Annotated in this window: 14 protein-coding genes; 12 read left to right on the top strand and 2 right to left on the bottom strand. The window is 61.0% G+C overall.

Features of this window, described 5'->3' with window-relative positions:
• Window position 1: 1 nt before the first annotated feature.
• Together ACZ47E_RS17485 and ACZ47E_RS17480 are read left to right on the top strand one after the other, a co-directional pair.
• Window positions 2-997 (top strand): carbohydrate ABC transporter permease, encoded by a 996-nt coding sequence (locus tag ACZ47E_RS17485; protein ID WP_112765364.1) that lies wholly within the window; start codon window positions 2-4, stop codon window positions 995-997.
• A 2-nt stretch (window positions 998-999) separates the two neighbouring features.
• A complete protein-coding gene (locus tag ACZ47E_RS17480; RefSeq protein ID WP_022563731.1) occupies window positions 1,000-2,049 on the top strand; it encodes a carbohydrate ABC transporter permease in 1,050 nt (349 codons plus the stop codon).
• A 90-nt stretch (window positions 2,050-2,139) separates the two neighbouring features.
• On the opposite strand, the gene ACZ47E_RS17475 is transcribed toward ACZ47E_RS17480, so the two are convergent.
• Window positions 2,140-4,839 carry a DNA translocase FtsK gene (locus ACZ47E_RS17475; RefSeq protein ID WP_034498134.1) on the bottom strand — a complete coding sequence of 900 codons (2,700 nt, stop codon included), beginning with the start codon at window positions 4,837-4,839 and terminating at the stop codon, window positions 2,140-2,142.
• A 375-nt stretch (window positions 4,840-5,214) separates the two neighbouring features.
• Here ACZ47E_RS17475 and ACZ47E_RS17470 point away from each other — a divergent pair, with 375 nt between their 5' ends.
• The 10 genes from ACZ47E_RS17470 (at window position 5,215) to ACZ47E_RS17425 (ending at window position 12,942) form a co-directional block, all read left to right on the top strand.
• On the top strand, window positions 5,215-6,822 hold the full coding sequence (locus ACZ47E_RS17470; protein WP_034498136.1) for an ABC transporter substrate-binding protein: 1,608 nt from the start codon (window positions 5,215-5,217) through the stop codon (window positions 6,820-6,822).
• 9 nt (window positions 6,823-6,831) lie between these two features.
• A complete protein-coding gene (locus tag ACZ47E_RS17465; RefSeq protein WP_112765366.1) occupies window positions 6,832-7,821 on the top strand; it encodes an ABC transporter permease in 990 nt (329 codons plus the stop codon).
• On the top strand, window positions 7,818-8,648 hold the full coding sequence (locus ACZ47E_RS17460) for an ABC transporter permease (protein ID WP_112765367.1): 831 nt from the start codon (window positions 7,818-7,820) through the stop codon (window positions 8,646-8,648). Before ACZ47E_RS17465 ends, ACZ47E_RS17460 begins: the two co-directional genes overlap by 4 nt.
• Window positions 8,645-9,445: an ABC transporter ATP-binding protein gene (locus ACZ47E_RS17455; protein WP_112765368.1), complete on the top strand. Its 801-nt coding sequence runs from the start codon at window positions 8,645-8,647 to the stop codon at window positions 9,443-9,445. The genes ACZ47E_RS17460 and ACZ47E_RS17455 overlap by 4 nt, the downstream gene beginning before the upstream one ends.
• Complete coding sequence (locus tag ACZ47E_RS17450; RefSeq protein WP_077986378.1) at window positions 9,442-10,221, top strand: ABC transporter ATP-binding protein; 780 nt, start codon at window positions 9,442-9,444, stop codon at window positions 10,219-10,221. The genes ACZ47E_RS17455 and ACZ47E_RS17450 overlap by 4 nt, the downstream gene beginning before the upstream one ends.
• A gap of 9 nt (window positions 10,222-10,230) precedes the next feature.
• Entirely contained in the window at window positions 10,231-11,349 is a 1,119-nt protein-coding gene (locus ACZ47E_RS17445; RefSeq protein ID WP_112765369.1) for a pyridoxal-phosphate-dependent aminotransferase family protein, read from the top strand.
• 164 nt (window positions 11,350-11,513) lie between these two features.
• Window positions 11,514-11,702 (top strand): hypothetical protein, encoded by a 189-nt coding sequence (locus tag ACZ47E_RS17440; RefSeq protein WP_003506556.1) that lies wholly within the window; start codon window positions 11,514-11,516, stop codon window positions 11,700-11,702.
• Window positions 11,703-11,768: 66 nt separating this feature from the next.
• Window positions 11,769-12,257 (top strand): helix-turn-helix domain-containing protein, encoded by a 489-nt coding sequence (locus ACZ47E_RS17435; RefSeq protein WP_112765370.1) that lies wholly within the window; start codon window positions 11,769-11,771, stop codon window positions 12,255-12,257.
• A gap of 14 nt (window positions 12,258-12,271) precedes the next feature.
• On the top strand, window positions 12,272-12,676 hold the full coding sequence (locus ACZ47E_RS17430) for a VOC family protein (RefSeq protein ID WP_112765371.1): 405 nt from the start codon (window positions 12,272-12,274) through the stop codon (window positions 12,674-12,676).
• A 56-nt stretch (window positions 12,677-12,732) separates the two neighbouring features.
• Window positions 12,733-12,942 (top strand): hypothetical protein, encoded by a 210-nt coding sequence (locus ACZ47E_RS17425; RefSeq protein WP_112765372.1) that lies wholly within the window; start codon window positions 12,733-12,735, stop codon window positions 12,940-12,942.
• 164 nt (window positions 12,943-13,106) lie between these two features.
• Here the strand turns inward: ACZ47E_RS17425 and ACZ47E_RS17420 are convergent, their stop codons facing one another.
• On the bottom strand, window positions 13,107-14,918 hold the full coding sequence (locus ACZ47E_RS17420; protein WP_035208190.1) for an IlvD/Edd family dehydratase: 1,812 nt from the start codon (window positions 14,916-14,918) through the stop codon (window positions 13,107-13,109).
• Window positions 14,919-14,985 lie beyond the last annotated feature (67 nt).

Genomic DNA, 14,985 nt, shown 5'->3' with positions numbered 1-14,985 from the left:
CATGGCCAATCCGACCCTTGCGAGACTGTCCGACCGCGCGCTTGACGCCGTTATGGCGATTGCCGAGGTGCCGCTCAACTTCATCGAGCGGCTGATCGGCAAAAGGCGCATGCCCTATATCTTCCTGATGCCGAACCTCGTTCTTTTTGGCATCTTCACCTTCCTGCCGATTGCGATTGCCGTCGGTTATGCCTTCACCGGCGGCACCGAACTTTTGATCACCGACCGCCCCTTTGTCGGTTTGGAGAATTTCGGCAAGCTGCTGGATTGCCAGAGCTATATGGACCCGGGAAGCTGCCGGGAATCGCTGTTCTGGACGGCGATCTGGAACACGCTTTGGTTTGTCGGTTTCAATGTCATCGCCACGTTGCTGGTCGCGCTCATAACCGCCCTCATCCTCAACAGGGCGATAGCCGCGCGCGGTTTCTTCCGCGCCATGTTCTTTTATCCCGTCCTGCTGTCGCCCGTCGTCATCGGCCTCATCTGGAAATGGTTTCTGGACCGCAACGGCCTGCTCAACGCCTTCTTCCAGATGCTGGGCGTGCCGCCGGAAATCTTCCTGCTGGATGTCGGCTGGTCGCGCTTTTTCGTGGTGGTCGTTTCGGTCTGGTTCCACATGGGCTTTTATACGCTGATCCTGCTCGCCGGCCTTCAGACCATCCCGAAGGATCTCTACGAAGCCGCCGCCATCGATGCCGCCTCGCCCCGGCGCACGCTTTTGCGCATCACCCTGCCACTTCTCGGCCCCAACCTGCTCGTCGTGCTCATCCTGTTGATGATCCGCTCGGTGCAGATATTTGATGAAGCCTGGGTTTTGACGAATGGCGGCGGGCCAGGCACGGCCAATACATTCGTGGTGCAATATATCTATCAAATGGCCTTCGGCAGCGATCTCAGGCTGTTTGGCCTTGCCTCCGCCGCGTCGGTGCTGATGGGCCTTGTGCTTCTCGCACTGACGCTCGTGCAGCTGCGCCTTGGCAAAAAGATGGAGTCCTGACCATGTCCAATGCCGTCTCTTTCCTCACGCGCACCCGCCGTCCCGGCCGGATCGGCCTCACCGATATCCTCTCCTGGGTCTGGCTCATCGGCGGCACACTCGCTGTCCTCATCCCGGTTGTCTGGGCCGCCATGTCGTCGCTGAAACCGGAGGCTGAAATCACGCGGTTTCCGCCAAGCCTCCTGCCGCGCGCTGCCGTGCAAGTGGAGGTTCAGGGCTACGACAGGCCGCTCAGCCTGTGGAAGGCCACCATCGACGGCGCAGAGCGTGAGATGGCCATGGTCCGCCGCATCGGCCTCAAAGCTCAGATGGTGGACCCAGCCAATCCGGGCCCGCCAATCAGTGTCGACACACGGGAAATAACGCCAGTTCAGAAGCTGACCATCGCGACGGAGAACTTCACCGATCCCCTGACACAGTTCAGCTTCCTGACCTTCCTCAAGAACTCGGTCTTCGTCACCGTCGTCGCAACGGTCCTGACGCTGATCGTCAACGCCATGGCAGCCTTTGCGCTCTCCAAATACCGTTTCCGTGGCGAAAAGGCGATCTTCGTGCTGATCATCTCCACCCTGATGATCCCGCTCACCGTCGTCATGGTGCCGGCCTATCTCGTCATCGTCGGTGTCGGTCTCGTCGATAATCTCTGGGGTGTCATCATTCCCACCGTCGCAACGCCGACAGGCGTCTTTCTGCTCCGGCAATATATGCTGACCATCCCCGATGAGCTGATCGAGGCGGCGCGCGTCGATGCCGCCAGCGAATTCCGCATCTTCTGGCGCATCATCCTGCCGCTGACGGCCCCGGCGCTCGCGGTTCTCGCCATATTCTCGGTTTTGTGGCGCTGGAACGACTTCCTCTGGCCGCTAATCGTTCTCAGCAGCCGTGAGAATTTCACGCTGCAGGTGGGGTTGAACGCCTTTCAGGGCGAGTTCTCGGTGCAATGGCACTATATCCTCGCCATGACCTTCCTCAGCCTGGCACCCGTCACGGTCGTGTTCCTGTTCCTGCAGCGCTACATCACAACAGGCATCGCCGGAACGGGAATGAAATAGGCTTCGCAGACATTAGCGCCGAACGCCACAGAAAGAAAAAGGGAGATGTTGTTTGCAACATCTCCCTTCGTTCATTTGGTGACGCGATGATCAGTCGTCGGAGCCCATCGCATCGTAAGGGTCGCGCTCGCCGGCGATGATGGCGCGCTTGCCGACATGGTTGGCAGGTCCGACGATGCCTTCCTGCTCCATTCGCTCCACCAGCGAGGCGGCGCGGTTATAGCCCACCGAAAGGCGGCGCTGGATATAGGAGGTCGAGCACTTCTTGTCGCGCATCACGATTTTGACGGCCTTTTCATAGAGGTCATCGCTGTCGTCGTCGCCCATCGAGGTCTTGTCGAAGACAGCCGTATCCTCTTCCGCCTCTTCTTCCGCTTCCTCGGCATCTTCCGTGACCGTGCCCAGATATTCCGGACGACCCTGCGTCTTCAGATGCGCCACGACCTTTTCAACTTCCTCGTCGGACACGAAGGGGCCGTGAACACGGGCGATGCGGCCACCGCCCATCATGTGCAGCATGTCGCCCTGGCCGAGCAGATGCTCCGCCCCCTGCTCACCAAGGATCGTGCGGCTGTCGATCTTCGAGGTGACCTGGAATGAGATGCGGGTGGGGAAATTGGCCTTGATAGTGCCCGTGATGACATCGACCGAGGGACGCTGGGTTGCCATGATGAGATGGATGCCGGCGGCGCGCGCCATCTGCGCCAGACGCTGGATCGCACCTTCGATCTCCTTGCCGGCGACCATCATCAGGTCGGCCATTTCATCGACGATGACAACGATATAAGGCATCGCCGTCAGGTCCATTTCCTCCTGCTCATAGACCGCTTCGCCGGTGGCGCGATCGAAGCCGGTCTGCACATTGCAGAACACCGTCTCGCCCTTGGCACGGGCAGCAGCGGCCCTTGCATTGTAACCATCAATATTGCGCACGCCGAGACGCGACATCTTGCGGTAGCGGTCTTCCATTTCACGCACCGCCCACTTCAACGCCATCACCGCCTTTTTCGGATCGGTGACGACAGGCGTCAGGAGATGCGGAATACCGTCATAGACCGAGAGCTCGAGCATCTTCGGGTCGACCATGATCAGGCGGCATTCTTCCGGCTTCAGGCGGTAGAGCAGCGACAGAATCATGGTGTTGATGGCGACGGACTTGCCCGAACCGGTGGTACCGGCGACCAGAAGGTGCGGCATCTTCGCAAGTTCGGCGATAACCGGTTCGCCGCCGATGGTCTTGCCGAGGCAAAGGGCAAGCTTCTGGCGTGTCTCGGCGTAATCCTGCGCCTCGATCAGTTCGCGCAGGTAAACCGTCTCGCGCACCGGGTTCGGCAGCTCGATGCCGATGACATTGCGGCCGGGCACGACCGCAACGCGAGCCGAGAGCGCCGACATGGAGCGCGCGATATCGTCAGAGAGACCGATGACACGCGAGGACTTGACGCCAGGGGCGGGCTCGAATTCATAGAGCGTGACGACAGGACCAGGACGGACATCGATGATCTCACCCTTGATGCCGAAATCCTCCAGCACGCTTTCGAGTAGACCGGCGCTCTGTTCCAGGGCTTCCGGTGTCATGGTCGTGGTCTGCTGGACGCGGGCTTCCTGCAGGAGGTCAATCGAAGGATACTCATATTCCCCATCGGCGAAGACAGGTGCTTCACGGAACATGGGCTGAGAAGACTGGATAGGCGCTCGCGGCGTAAAACGCGGCTCGGCAACGATCCTTTCCGCCGGCTGAACCTGCTCTGCAAGCTGCTGCGGCGCGACAACCATGGCAGCTTCCGCTATCAGCTGCGACGCGAACTCCTGTTCGGGAGCCACGCCGGCGGCTGGAATGAATGTCTGCCGTACGCCAATTTCCCGATAGAGCCGGATGGCGGAGCCGCCGGGTACGGTGACGACAGGTGGCTCGGCCGAAAGGACAACCGGGGCGGCTGCGGGCGAGACGGGAGCGACAGCCACTGCGGATGAAGGCGCTGTCAGAACGGTGTTTACAGGCGCCGGAGCTGCGGGCGCCGAAACGGAAAATGCGCTCCGCACCTGGGCGGTAAGAGCTTCAGCCGCATCGCCGGGCAGATCAAGCGTCATCACTTCCCAGAACAGCTCATCCGGCAGATGGGCGGCAAAGGCGGGAATGGAAGCCTGCGTCTCAGCTTCCGGCTGCGCGGCAGGTTGCGGCTCAAACGTCTGCGGCGCTGCGGGTTCCGCATCGGGCGCGGCAGACGTCGATGAAGATGGATCCCGCACGGCTGCGGCTGCCTCTTCCGCCTGTTTACGGGCAAGCTCCAGCCGCAATTTGTAAGTCAAGGCGCGAGCACCGCGGGCGTCGGGCGGCTGCGGCAGAAACGGCATGCGCGGCGGCGCCATGCGTTGCTCGGCCGGCTTCTCGGCGGGCTGGGGTGCCGGCGCATCCTGGCGAGCAGCCGTCTCGGGCTCTGCGGCAGCCGGTACGGAGGCAGCGGGCGCCTCCTCGTCCGGGATATTCGGCGTCTCCACCGGCATACGCCGGTTAAAGACGCTCTCCGGCGTGCGGGTAAAGCGGACATTCGGGCCAAGCACGAAGGCATTCTGCCAGCCGGGCATCTCGGCGCGGCCTTCGATGGCATCGGCTGCGATCACGTCAGCATTCTGCCGCGGCGCTGCACCTGCAGCCGTCACGATCGTCCGCTGCCCCGCAGGCGTCTGGACACCGGCATGACGGGCATTTTCGCTCCCCTCCCCTACGCTATTGGACGAATTCTGAAATCTGGATCGGGAGAAGCTCATGGCAGCGTGCACACTCATCATAAACGTACATATTTCGGTCTCCTTGAAATAAAAAATAAAGGTTAATTACCCCTTTCCAAACGGGGTCGTACCGACGGATTTTCAACCGCTCCACAAGTTCGCAGCGCCATCCGCTGCCTCGCAAAACACATATCAAACGATTGGTTTCATTCGGTTATGTCGAGTTTTCCGCCGTGAATTCGCCGCTGATGGCGGACTGGAGAACCGAATTTTCCGAGACGGGGCATATTGTTTCCGCAAAGCTCTCCGCAACGTAAAATCATTGCTGTAAAGGGCGCGAATTAACGTGGACACTGCCGAGGTTGCAGCCTTAAGATCGGCACGCCGCGGGCCAAGCGGAAAAGCCCGCCTCGCCCTCATTCCGGAGTGAAATTCATGTCGCCTGTCCAGCTTTCCCGCCGCTCGCTTCTCAAGACCTCGCTCGCGCTGGCCGCAACCACAGGATTGGCGGGAATTACCGTCGCACAGGAGAAATCCGGCGGGCGACTGATCGTCGCGGCCGATTCGGAACCGAAAAACCTCAATCCGGCCATCGTTGCCTCCAACGGCGTGTTTTACATCGCCAGCAAGATCGTCGAGCCCCTGGCCGAGGCCTCCTTTAACGGCACCGACGGGCTGGAGCCGCGACTTGCGACGGAATGGCAGGGAGCCGATGACGGGCTCAGCGCCACCTTCAAGCTGCGCGAGGGTGTGACATGGCATGACGGCAAGCCATTCACCTCGGCGGACGTTGCGTTTTCGGCGCTTTCCGTCTGGAAACCGCTGCAAAATCTCGGGCGGCTGGTCTTTGCCAATCTCCAGACGGTGGAAACGCCTGATGACCACACGGCAATTTTCCGCTTTTCCAAACCCACGCCGTTCCAGCTCATCCGCAATGCGCTGCCGGTGGTTACCAGCGTCGTGCCGAAACACCTCTATGAGGGTACCGACATCGCCACAAATCCGGCCAATACCAAACCGGTGGGCACCGGGCCTTTTGTCTTTTCCGAATATAAACCCGGCGAATATTACCGCCTGACGAGGAACCCGAACTATTGGGGCAAGGGTCAGCCGCAGCTCGAGGAAATTATCTATCGCGTCCTTCCCGACCGGGCCGGCGCGGCCTCTGCGCTGGAAGCTGAAGAAATCCAGCTGGCCGCCTTTTCAGCCGTGCCGCTCGCCGATCTTGCCCGCATCGCCAAGGAGCCCGGCATAAAGGTTATTGCGGATGGCTATGAGGCACTGACCTATCAGCTGGTGGTGGAAATCAACCATCGCCGCAAGGAACTGGCGGATCTCAAGGTCAGAAAGGCGATCGCGCACGCCATCGACAGGAAATTCGTCATCGACAAGGTCTTTCTCGGTTACGCCACTGCATCGACCGGCCCCGTACCGAAGAATGCGCCGGAATTTTACACGAATGACGTTGAGACCTATGATTTCGACGTCGCCAAGGCCAACGCTCTCCTGGATGAGGCGGGTTATCCGCGTGGTGCGAATGGAACACGTTTTTCGCTGAAGCTTCTGCCCGCGCCCTACTTCAATGAGACCCGCCAGTTCGGTTCTTATCTGCGGCAGGCGCTTCAGGAAATCGGGATTGATGCAGAACTGGTGAACAATGACGCCGCGGCGCACCAGAAGGCCGTTTACACCGACCACGCCTTCGATCTCGCCATCGCGCCGCCGGTGTTCCGCGGTGATCCCGCAATATCGACCACGATTCTCGTCCGTTCCGGCATTCCGGCCGGCGTCGGCTTCTCCAATCAGGGCGGCTACGAGAACAAGACGCTGGACGAATTGATCGACAAGGCGGCGATAACAGTGGATGCCGCCGCGCGCACGGCGCTTTACAAGGACTTCCAGAAACAGGTCGCGGCCGATCTGCCGCTGATCAACGTCGCCGAGTGGGGTTTCATCACTGTGGCGCGCGATACGGTCAAACATGTCGCCAGTAATCCTCGGTGGGCGGTGTCCAACTGGGCGGATACGGCGGTGGATACCTGAGGCAACGCCGTGAGACGTGCGGCGAAATTGCTGCGGCGAAGGGCATTCACCGCCATTCCGGTGCTGCTGATCGTGCTCGTCTTCACCTTCCTGCTGCTTGAAAACGCATCGGGTGACGCGGTCGACGCCTATCTCGTTTCCATCGGCGGCGGCGATGCCGGGCTGCGCGATGCGCTGCGTGAACAATATGGTCTGAACGGCTCCGTGCTGGCCCGTTTCTGGCTCTATGCGAGTTCGGTGCTGCGGCTTGATCTCGGCTGGTCGCTTGCCTTTGACCGGCCTGTGCTGGGGCTGATCCTGGAAAGGCTGCCGAACACGCTTCTTCTGATGGGCAGTGCGACAACGCTCGCCTTCATCCTCGGCACAGCACTCGGCATCGTGGCGGGCGCGCGTCCGGGCGGGGCGACAGACCGCGCGCTTTCCACACTCTCACTCGCGCTTTACGCCACGCCCGGCTACTGGCTTGGGCTCGTGCTCGCCATCGTCTTCGCGGTGAAATTCAGATGGCTGCCTACCTCCGGCATCGAAACCATCGCTTCGGGCAAGCACGGCATGGCGAGGGCGGTTGATATCGGCCGCCATCTCGTGCTGCCGGTCGCCAGTCTCGGGCTGATCTATCTTGCGCTTTTCCTGCGCGTGATGCGCACCGCCATGGCGGCGATCTGGCCGTTGGATTTCGTGCTCTTTGCCCAGTCCAAGGGGCTTTCAAAACGACGGATCGTGCTGCGCCACGTCGCCCGCAACGCCGCCCTGCCGCTTGTCACCGTGCTTGGCCTGCAGGCGGCCACCATGCTGGGCGGCAGCGTGGTCATCGAAAGCGTTTTTGCCATTCCCGGGTTTGGTCGGCTGGCGCAGGAGGCCGTCACTGGCCGAGACGCCCCGTTGTTGATGGGCATTATCCTGACGAGCGCGGTTTTTGTCATCCTCGTCAACCTCTCCGTCGACATTGTCCATTCCGTGCTCGATCCGCGCATTGGCAGCGGGGAACAAGGCGCATGAGTTTCGCTTTCCGGCTCCTGCGCAGTTTCGAAGGCATGACGGGAACCGTCATACTGGTGCTGTTTTCCCTGACGGCGCTTGCCGCACCCGCCGTCTTTCCAGGTGACCCGCTGGCCATCGTTGGCGAACCGCTGATTACGCCTTTTACGGATGCGGCCCTACCGCTCGGCACCGATCGGCTGGGCCGCAACGTGCTGGCCGAGCTCGCCCATGGTGCGCAGGCCTCCCTGCTCGTCGGCATAGGCGCCGCCGCAGCCGCGCTGATTATCGGCACCGTCATCGGCACCATTGCCGGATTTGCCGGCGGCGTTGTGGACGAAGCATTGATGCGCGTCACCGACGCCTTCCAGATCGTCCCGAACTTCCTGCTAGCGCTCGCCTTCGTCAGTACAATCGGCCCCTCCATGCCGATTGTCATACTCGCCATTGCGCTTGGCGCATGGGCGGATCCGGCGCGGTTGATGCGGGCGCAGGTCTTGAGCATCCGCGAGCGCGACTATGTTCAGTCCGCCCGCGCCATCGGCATGCACCCGCTTGAGATCGCATTCAGGCAGATCCTGCCAAATGCCCTGCCGCCGGTCATGGCGCTTGCCGCCATCATCGTCGCCGCGGCCATTTTGACCGAAGCCGCCCTATCCTTCCTCGGGCTCGGCGATCCCAATATCGTTACCTGGGGTTCGATGATCGCAGAAGGACGCAATGTCCTTCGCTCGGCCGCGTTTTTGTCGGTCATTCCCGGCATCGGCCTTCTGGTTATGGTTCTCGGCGTTCATCTTCTCGGTGAAGGCATCAACAAGGCGATGGCGACAGGGAGGCGAGCGCCATGAGCGGAAATGCGCTGTGCCGGATCGACGACCTCAGCGTTTGGTATGCGGCAAGTGATGCGCCGGCATTGCAGAATGTCTCGCTGACGATCCGGCAAGGCCAGAGGCTGGCGATCATCGGCGAAAGCGGCTCGGGGAAATCGACGCTCGGCAAGGCGATTGCGGGGCTTCTTCCCGGACATGCAAAGGTTTCCGGTGATATTTCGTGGAGCCGCGATAGCCTGTTCCACGGCAGGCCGCTGCCAGGGCGGGATATCGGCACGATCTTTCAGGATACAGGCGCAACGCTGAATCCGGTCCTCACCATCGGCGAACAGGTGGCGGAAGGGGCTGTCCGGCATCTAGGTCTCTCATGGCGGCAAGCGCGCGATCTTGCCCGCGATCTTCTGGAGCGGGTTCGGCTGCCGCACCCTTCCCACCTCATCCGGGCCTATCCACACCAGCTCTCCGGCGGCCAGAGGCAACGCGTGACGATTGCCGCCGCCATTGCAGCCAGCCCTTCAATCCTGATTGCCGATGAAGCCACGAGCGCGCTCGATACGGCTAGCCAAGCCGCCATCGCCACGCTGCTGGACGATCTGGTGCGGCAGGAAAACAAGACGCTGGTCTTCATCACCCATGATATCGGCCTTGCGTCCAGCCTTGCCGACGAGATTGCGGTTCTGCGCTCGGGATTGCTGGTGGAACATGGCCCGACGAGGCGGGTGCTGTCCGCACCCGTCCATGACTATACGCGTGCGCTGCTTGCCGATTACCTCGATCTGTCCACGCCGCCGCTGGTCAGCGAGGCCGCGTCATGAACGATGCCCTGCTCACCGTCGACGGCTTGTCCAAGACCTACCGCACCGGCGCAAGAAGGGTGGCGGCGCTCTCCGACATCTCTTTTTCGCTTCGGCCCGGTGAGACGCTGGGACTTGCCGGTCCCTCCGGCTGCGGAAAATCCACGCTTGCCCGCATTCTCATGCGATTGATCCCGGCCGACGAAGGCACGATCCTTTTCAGGGGCCACAATTGGCTGACACTGGACGGCGGCAAGCTTCGCGCCGCCCGCCAGCACATGCAGATGGTGTTTCAAGACACTCATGGCGCTTTCAATCCACGCGCCAGCGTCGAAGATGCCATCGGCGAACCGTTGCGCATTCATCGCACGGTCGCAAGACGCGAGCGTGCGGCGGAAGTCCGCCGCCTTCTCGACCGCGTTGGCCTGCCCGCCAGCTATGCCGGCCGCTCGGTCTTCGAGCTTTCCGGCGGCCAAAGGCAGCGCGTCTCGATCGCACGGGCGATTGCGCTCAAGCCGTCGCTTCTCATCCTGGACGAAGCCGTCTCCGCGCTCGATGTTTCGGTTCGCCGGCAAATCCTTGAACTGCTGGTGGAAATACAGCGAGAGACGGCGGTTTCCTGTATTTTCGTCTCCCATGATCTCGCGGTCATTCGCGCCGTCTGCCACCGCGTCGCCATCATGGAAGCAGGAAGGATCGTTGAAATCGGCCGGACAGGAAATATCGTCTCGGCGCCGCAATCCTCGACCGCCAGAACCCTGATCGACGCCGCACCGCGCCTGACCATCACCACGTAAGGAAAAGACATGCCCGCTCCGGATTATGCATTGCTGCTCGACCCACCCGCTTTTCCTGCCGAGCGTTATGCTGCCCTTGCCGACCGGCTGGCCGCGCTGATGAGCACAAGCAACGACGTGCTGCTGATACAGGCGGAAGCCGTGCTGGCACTCGAAGCCGCAGCCACCAGCCTTGCGCGACCGGGCCTGAAAGCGCTCAACATTGTCACCAGCCCTTATGGTACGTGGTTTGGCGGCTGGCTGGAAAAGGGCGGCGCGACCGTGCGCAATCTGACCGCCAGCCCGGCAAGGCCGGTCACCCTGGAGGAAGTGGAACGGGAGCTGGACGAAGGGCCGGATTTCGACCTTCTCGCCATCGTCCACGCGGAATCGGCAAGCGGCATCCTCAACCCCCTGCCCGCCATCGCCGCGCTCGCCCGGGAACGGGGCATCGTGACCCTTGTGGACGCCGTCGCGTCCATTGGCGGACATGCTTTCGACGTCGACCGTTTAGGTATCGATATCGCCGTCATCGGCCCGCAAAAGGCGCTGGCCGGCCCCGCCGGCATTTCCACCATTTCCGTCAGCGAAAGGGCCTGGACGCTTCTTTCGCATGACGGCGCTCCTGACAACTCCATGCTCTCGCTTATGGACCAGAAAAAACTCTGGCTCGATGCCGGTCGCGGCGCACTGCCCGGAACGCCCGCCCCGCTGGAGTTTTACGCGCTGGAGGCCGCCCTCGACAGGATCGAGTCAGAAGGGCTGGCATCCGCCAATCGACGCCACAAAACGGCAGCGACGGCCACCCGAAACGGCCTCAGGGCGCTTGGCATTCCAACCTGGGTGGAAGAGGCGCACGCTTCCGCCCTCGTTTCCACGGCGATCCTGCCTGATACCCTCGAAGCCAGGGCATTCCTCGCGGCTGTGTCCCAGAAGCAAGGCGCGGACATTTCCGGTGGCGTCGGCCCCGGCGCGGAACGGTTGATCAGGCTTAATCACACCGGTCGGAGAGCGCATCGGGATGCAGTGAAAGCCAATATCCTGGCCTTCTCCGGCGCCCTGAAAAGCCTCGGCCACGCTGCAAATACCGATTTCGCGCTGGAAGCCGCAGAAAAAACCTATTTAGACGCACCTGCGGATGGCGTTTAACGGTGTCGAAGAACATTCATTGCGCAAAATCCGCTCGCGATGGAACGCCGCTCACGACATTGTTGTTAAAAATGGTAGACAAATTCCTCCGCCAATCTTGACGAAATCATGGCAACGCGCGAAACTTAACGCTACGTTAACTCGCGTGAAGAAGGGAAACGGCCATGGTAGCAGGGTTCAACATGCTCTCCTTTGACCTCTTTGGCATCGGCCGAAGGATGCCCGTCGTCAATGAGCGGGTGGAGACCGAGTTTCAGGACAAAACACCGCGCAGACCCGACGACGAATCGCATGATGACGATCGCGATCAGGAATATGAACTGTTTTTCTGGTCGCTTTACCCGGTGATCTGAGCGTCCGCCGGCGACTTGCAGCCGTGAACCTTGCCAAGGACCGCCGGTTCATTCAATGATTGCCGCATGCGCCGGTCCGGAAATGAAAAGAACTCTGCAAACAGAGACTTGAAACTGCTGCGCCGCCTTCTGCGGGCCAAGGATCATATGGACGCGGCGCCACAAGAGGCGTGGCCTGTTTCACGCCTTGCAAGCGTCAGCGGCGCCTCACAGGCGCACTTCGCGAGATCGTTTCGCGATGCTTTCGGCATACCCCCTCACCGCTATCTGCTGACCCGCCGGGTGGAGCGGGCCGTGGCGCTGTTGCGTGACACGGATCTTCCAGTCATCGAGATCGCGCTGCAAACCGGCTGGAACAGCATCGGCACGTTCGGCCGTGTTTTCCGCGACGTGACGGGGGAAAACCCGAGTGAGTTGCGGCGCAGGATGCGGCTTTTGGCCGCCGACCTTGAGCAGGTTCCCCATTGCTTCGTCAGCGCCGCGCATCGCCCCCATCTCACAATCGCAGTTTCGGAGAAGCGCCGGCGAACGGAAAGCGGTAGGCACGGTGAGTGAAAGGGAGATAGCTCATGAAAAATGGTGTTCAAGTCGTCGGGCTTTACGTTCATGACCAGGACGAGGCACTGCAATTTTATGTCGAAAAACTTGGATTTCGTGTGCATACGGACGCACGCAACGGCGATTATCGCTGGTTGACCGTGCAACATCCGGACCAGCCGGATTTCCAACTCGGCCTGTTTCGGCCGCAGGCCCCGACCGTTGACGAAGCAACAGCGCAGGATCTGAACGAAGCCGTGGCCAAGGGCGCCATGCCGCCTTTGGTTCTGGTGGTCGAGGATTGTCAGAAGGCCTTTCACGCCATGCACAAACGCGGCGTCGAATTCACCCAGGAACCGATCACGCGTTACGGCTCGGTAGATGCGAGTTTCCGCGACCCTTCCGGCAATGGCTGGAAGCTCGTCCAGGCCCGTTGAGGCAACCGTGTGTCACATTCCATCATGGATGCTTTTTCTCGGGGGCGACTTTGATCTTGCAAAAATGGATAAGGCAGAGCCATCGGTGGCTGGGCATTCTGCTGACCGTCACCATTCTGGCGAACCTCGCTTCGATGGCTTTCGGCCCGACACCACCGGTAATCGTTTATGCCCCGCTTATTCCGCTGACTTTGCTTGTCTTTAGCGGGCTCTACATGTTCTTCTTGCCTTATATGGGAAAGCCGCTCTACCCCTCGAAGGAGTAGGCAGGCGGGGGACGGGGCGCTGTATGCCTCACACATCAGGAACATTGCGGCGGTTTTGAAGAGTGACGCTTATCGAATGTCCGAAAATATTCAGCCCCGGGGCGGCACCCCGAGGCTGATCTTTAGCTGATTTTTAAAAGCGACCGGCCGAAACGGCCTTGCCTTTAGTGGTTGTCGCGCGGCAGGCCCTTGGTCTGGGCGATGCGCTGGTACTTTACCGCCGGTTCCAGAACCGCGCCGGTTTCCATCTGGCTGACGATGCCGCGCTGGATTTCCTGCCATGGCGTCTGGTGGTCAGGGAACTTGTAGCCACCCTCTGCATGCAGAGCCTCGTAACGCTTGGCCAGTTCTTCACCAGAAATCAGGATATCCGCCTTGCCGCGGCCCACATCGATGCGGACGCGGTCGCCCGTCTGCAGGACGGCGAGACCGCCGCCGGCCGCCGCTTCCGGCGAGGCATTGAGGATGGACGGGCTGCCCGACGTGCCGGACTGACGGCCGTCACCGATGCAGGGCAGCGAGTTGACGCCTTCCTTCAGCAGATAATCCGGAGCGCGCATGTTCACGACTTCTGCCGCGCCGGGATAACCGATCGGGCCGGCACCGCGCATGAACAGGATGGTGTTGGCGTCGATCTTCAGCGACGGATCGTCGATGCGGTGATGGTAGTCTTCCGGACCGTCGAACACCACGGCACGTCCTTCGAAAGCTTCGGGATCGTTCGGGTTGGAAAGGTAACGGTTGCGGAACTCTTCCGAAATCACACTCGTCTTCATGATGGCGGAGGAGAACAGGTTGCCGCGCAGAACGCGGAAGCCGGCGCGCTCCTTGAGCGGCTGTTCATAGGGGCGAATAACCTTTTCGTCCTCGATGATCGCGCCACGGCAGTTTTCGCCGATGGTCTTGCCGTTGACCGTCATGGCATCTTCCATGATCAGCCCCTGGGTCATCAGCTGGTTGACGACAGCAGGAACGCCACCGGCATGGTAATAATCCTCGCCGAGATACTCACCGGCCGGCTGCAGGTTAACGAGCAGCGGTACGTCTTCACCATAGGTCTGCCAGTCATCCACTGTCAGCTCGACGCCGACGTGACGTGCAAGGCCGTTCAGGTGGATCGGTGCGTTGGTGGAGCCGCCAATCGCCGAGTTGACGCGGATGGCGTTGATGAACGCATCCTTTGTCATGATGTCCGATGGCTTCAGGTCTTCCTTGACCATTTCGACGATACGCAGACCGGTGAGGTAGGAGACTTCCTGGCGGTCGCGATAAGGCGCCGGGATGGCGGCGGAGCCTGGAAGCTGCATGCCCAGCGCTTCGGCAAGCGAATTCATGGTCGTCGCCGTGCCCATGGTGTTGCAATAGCCGGTCGACGGAGCCGAGGAAGCGACAAGCTTGACGAAGCCCTGATAATCGATCTCACCCTTCGCCAGCAGTTCGCGCGCCTTCCAGACGATGGTGCCGGAACCGGTGCGTTCACCGCGGAACCAGCCGTTCAGCATCGGGCCGACGGAAAGGGCGATGGCCGGAATGTTGACGGTGGCCGCTGCCATGAGACAGGCAGGCGTGGTCTTGTCACAGCCGATGGTCAGAACGACGCCGTCGAGCGGATAGCCATAAAGCACTTCCACGAGGCCGAGATAGGCGAGGTTGCGGTCGAGACCTGCGGTCGGCCGCTTGCCGGTTTCCTGGATCGGGTGAACCGGAAATTCGATGGCGATGCCGCCAGCTTCACGGATACCTTCGCGCAGGCGGTTTGCCAGTTCCAGATGGTGACGGTTGCAAGGAGAAAGGTCCGAACCCGTCTGCGCGATGCCGATGATCGGGCGGTCGGACTGAAGCTCGGCCTGGCTGAGACCGAAGTTCATGTAACGCTCGAGATAAAGCGCGGTCATATCCGCATTTGCGGGGTTGTCGAACCAGGCGCGCGAGCGAAGCTTGCCTTGTGTTGCAGGCAGTTTGTCGGATGTAGTCATGATGCAGGTCTCCAGCCGGAAGTGGCCAACGGTAAAATATTACGAAATGCGACAAGCTTATGTTGTG

This window comes from Agrobacterium sp. 5Ca39, assembly GCF_055382365.1.
This window is presented reverse-complemented; position numbering and strand designations above follow the sequence as displayed.

Coding starts and splice junctions, on each gene's coding strand:
- ACZ47E_RS17485 (WP_112765364.1), top strand. CDS start 2: ATGGCCAATCCGACCCTTGCGAGACTGTCCGACCGCGCGCTTGACGCC.
- ACZ47E_RS17480 (WP_022563731.1), top strand. CDS start 1,000: ATGTCCAATGCCGTCTCTTTCCTCACGCGCACCCGCCGTCCCGGCCGG.
- ACZ47E_RS17475 (WP_034498134.1), bottom strand. CDS start 4,839: ATGATGAGTGTGCACGCTGCCATGAGCTTCTCCCGATCCAGATTTCAG.
- ACZ47E_RS17470 (WP_034498136.1), top strand. CDS start 5,215: ATGTCGCCTGTCCAGCTTTCCCGCCGCTCGCTTCTCAAGACCTCGCTC.
- ACZ47E_RS17460 (WP_112765367.1), top strand. CDS start 7,818: ATGAGTTTCGCTTTCCGGCTCCTGCGCAGTTTCGAAGGCATGACGGGA.
- ACZ47E_RS17455 (WP_112765368.1), top strand. CDS start 8,645: ATGAGCGGAAATGCGCTGTGCCGGATCGACGACCTCAGCGTTTGGTAT.
- ACZ47E_RS17450 (WP_077986378.1), top strand. CDS start 9,442: ATGAACGATGCCCTGCTCACCGTCGACGGCTTGTCCAAGACCTACCGC.
- ACZ47E_RS17445 (WP_112765369.1), top strand. CDS start 10,231: ATGCCCGCTCCGGATTATGCATTGCTGCTCGACCCACCCGCTTTTCCT.
- ACZ47E_RS17440 (WP_003506556.1), top strand. CDS start 11,514: ATGGTAGCAGGGTTCAACATGCTCTCCTTTGACCTCTTTGGCATCGGC.
- ACZ47E_RS17435 (WP_112765370.1), top strand. CDS start 11,769: ATGCGCCGGTCCGGAAATGAAAAGAACTCTGCAAACAGAGACTTGAAA.
- ACZ47E_RS17430 (WP_112765371.1), top strand. CDS start 12,272: ATGAAAAATGGTGTTCAAGTCGTCGGGCTTTACGTTCATGACCAGGAC.
- ACZ47E_RS17420 (WP_035208190.1), bottom strand. CDS start 14,918: ATGACTACATCCGACAAACTGCCTGCAACACAAGGCAAGCTTCGCTCG.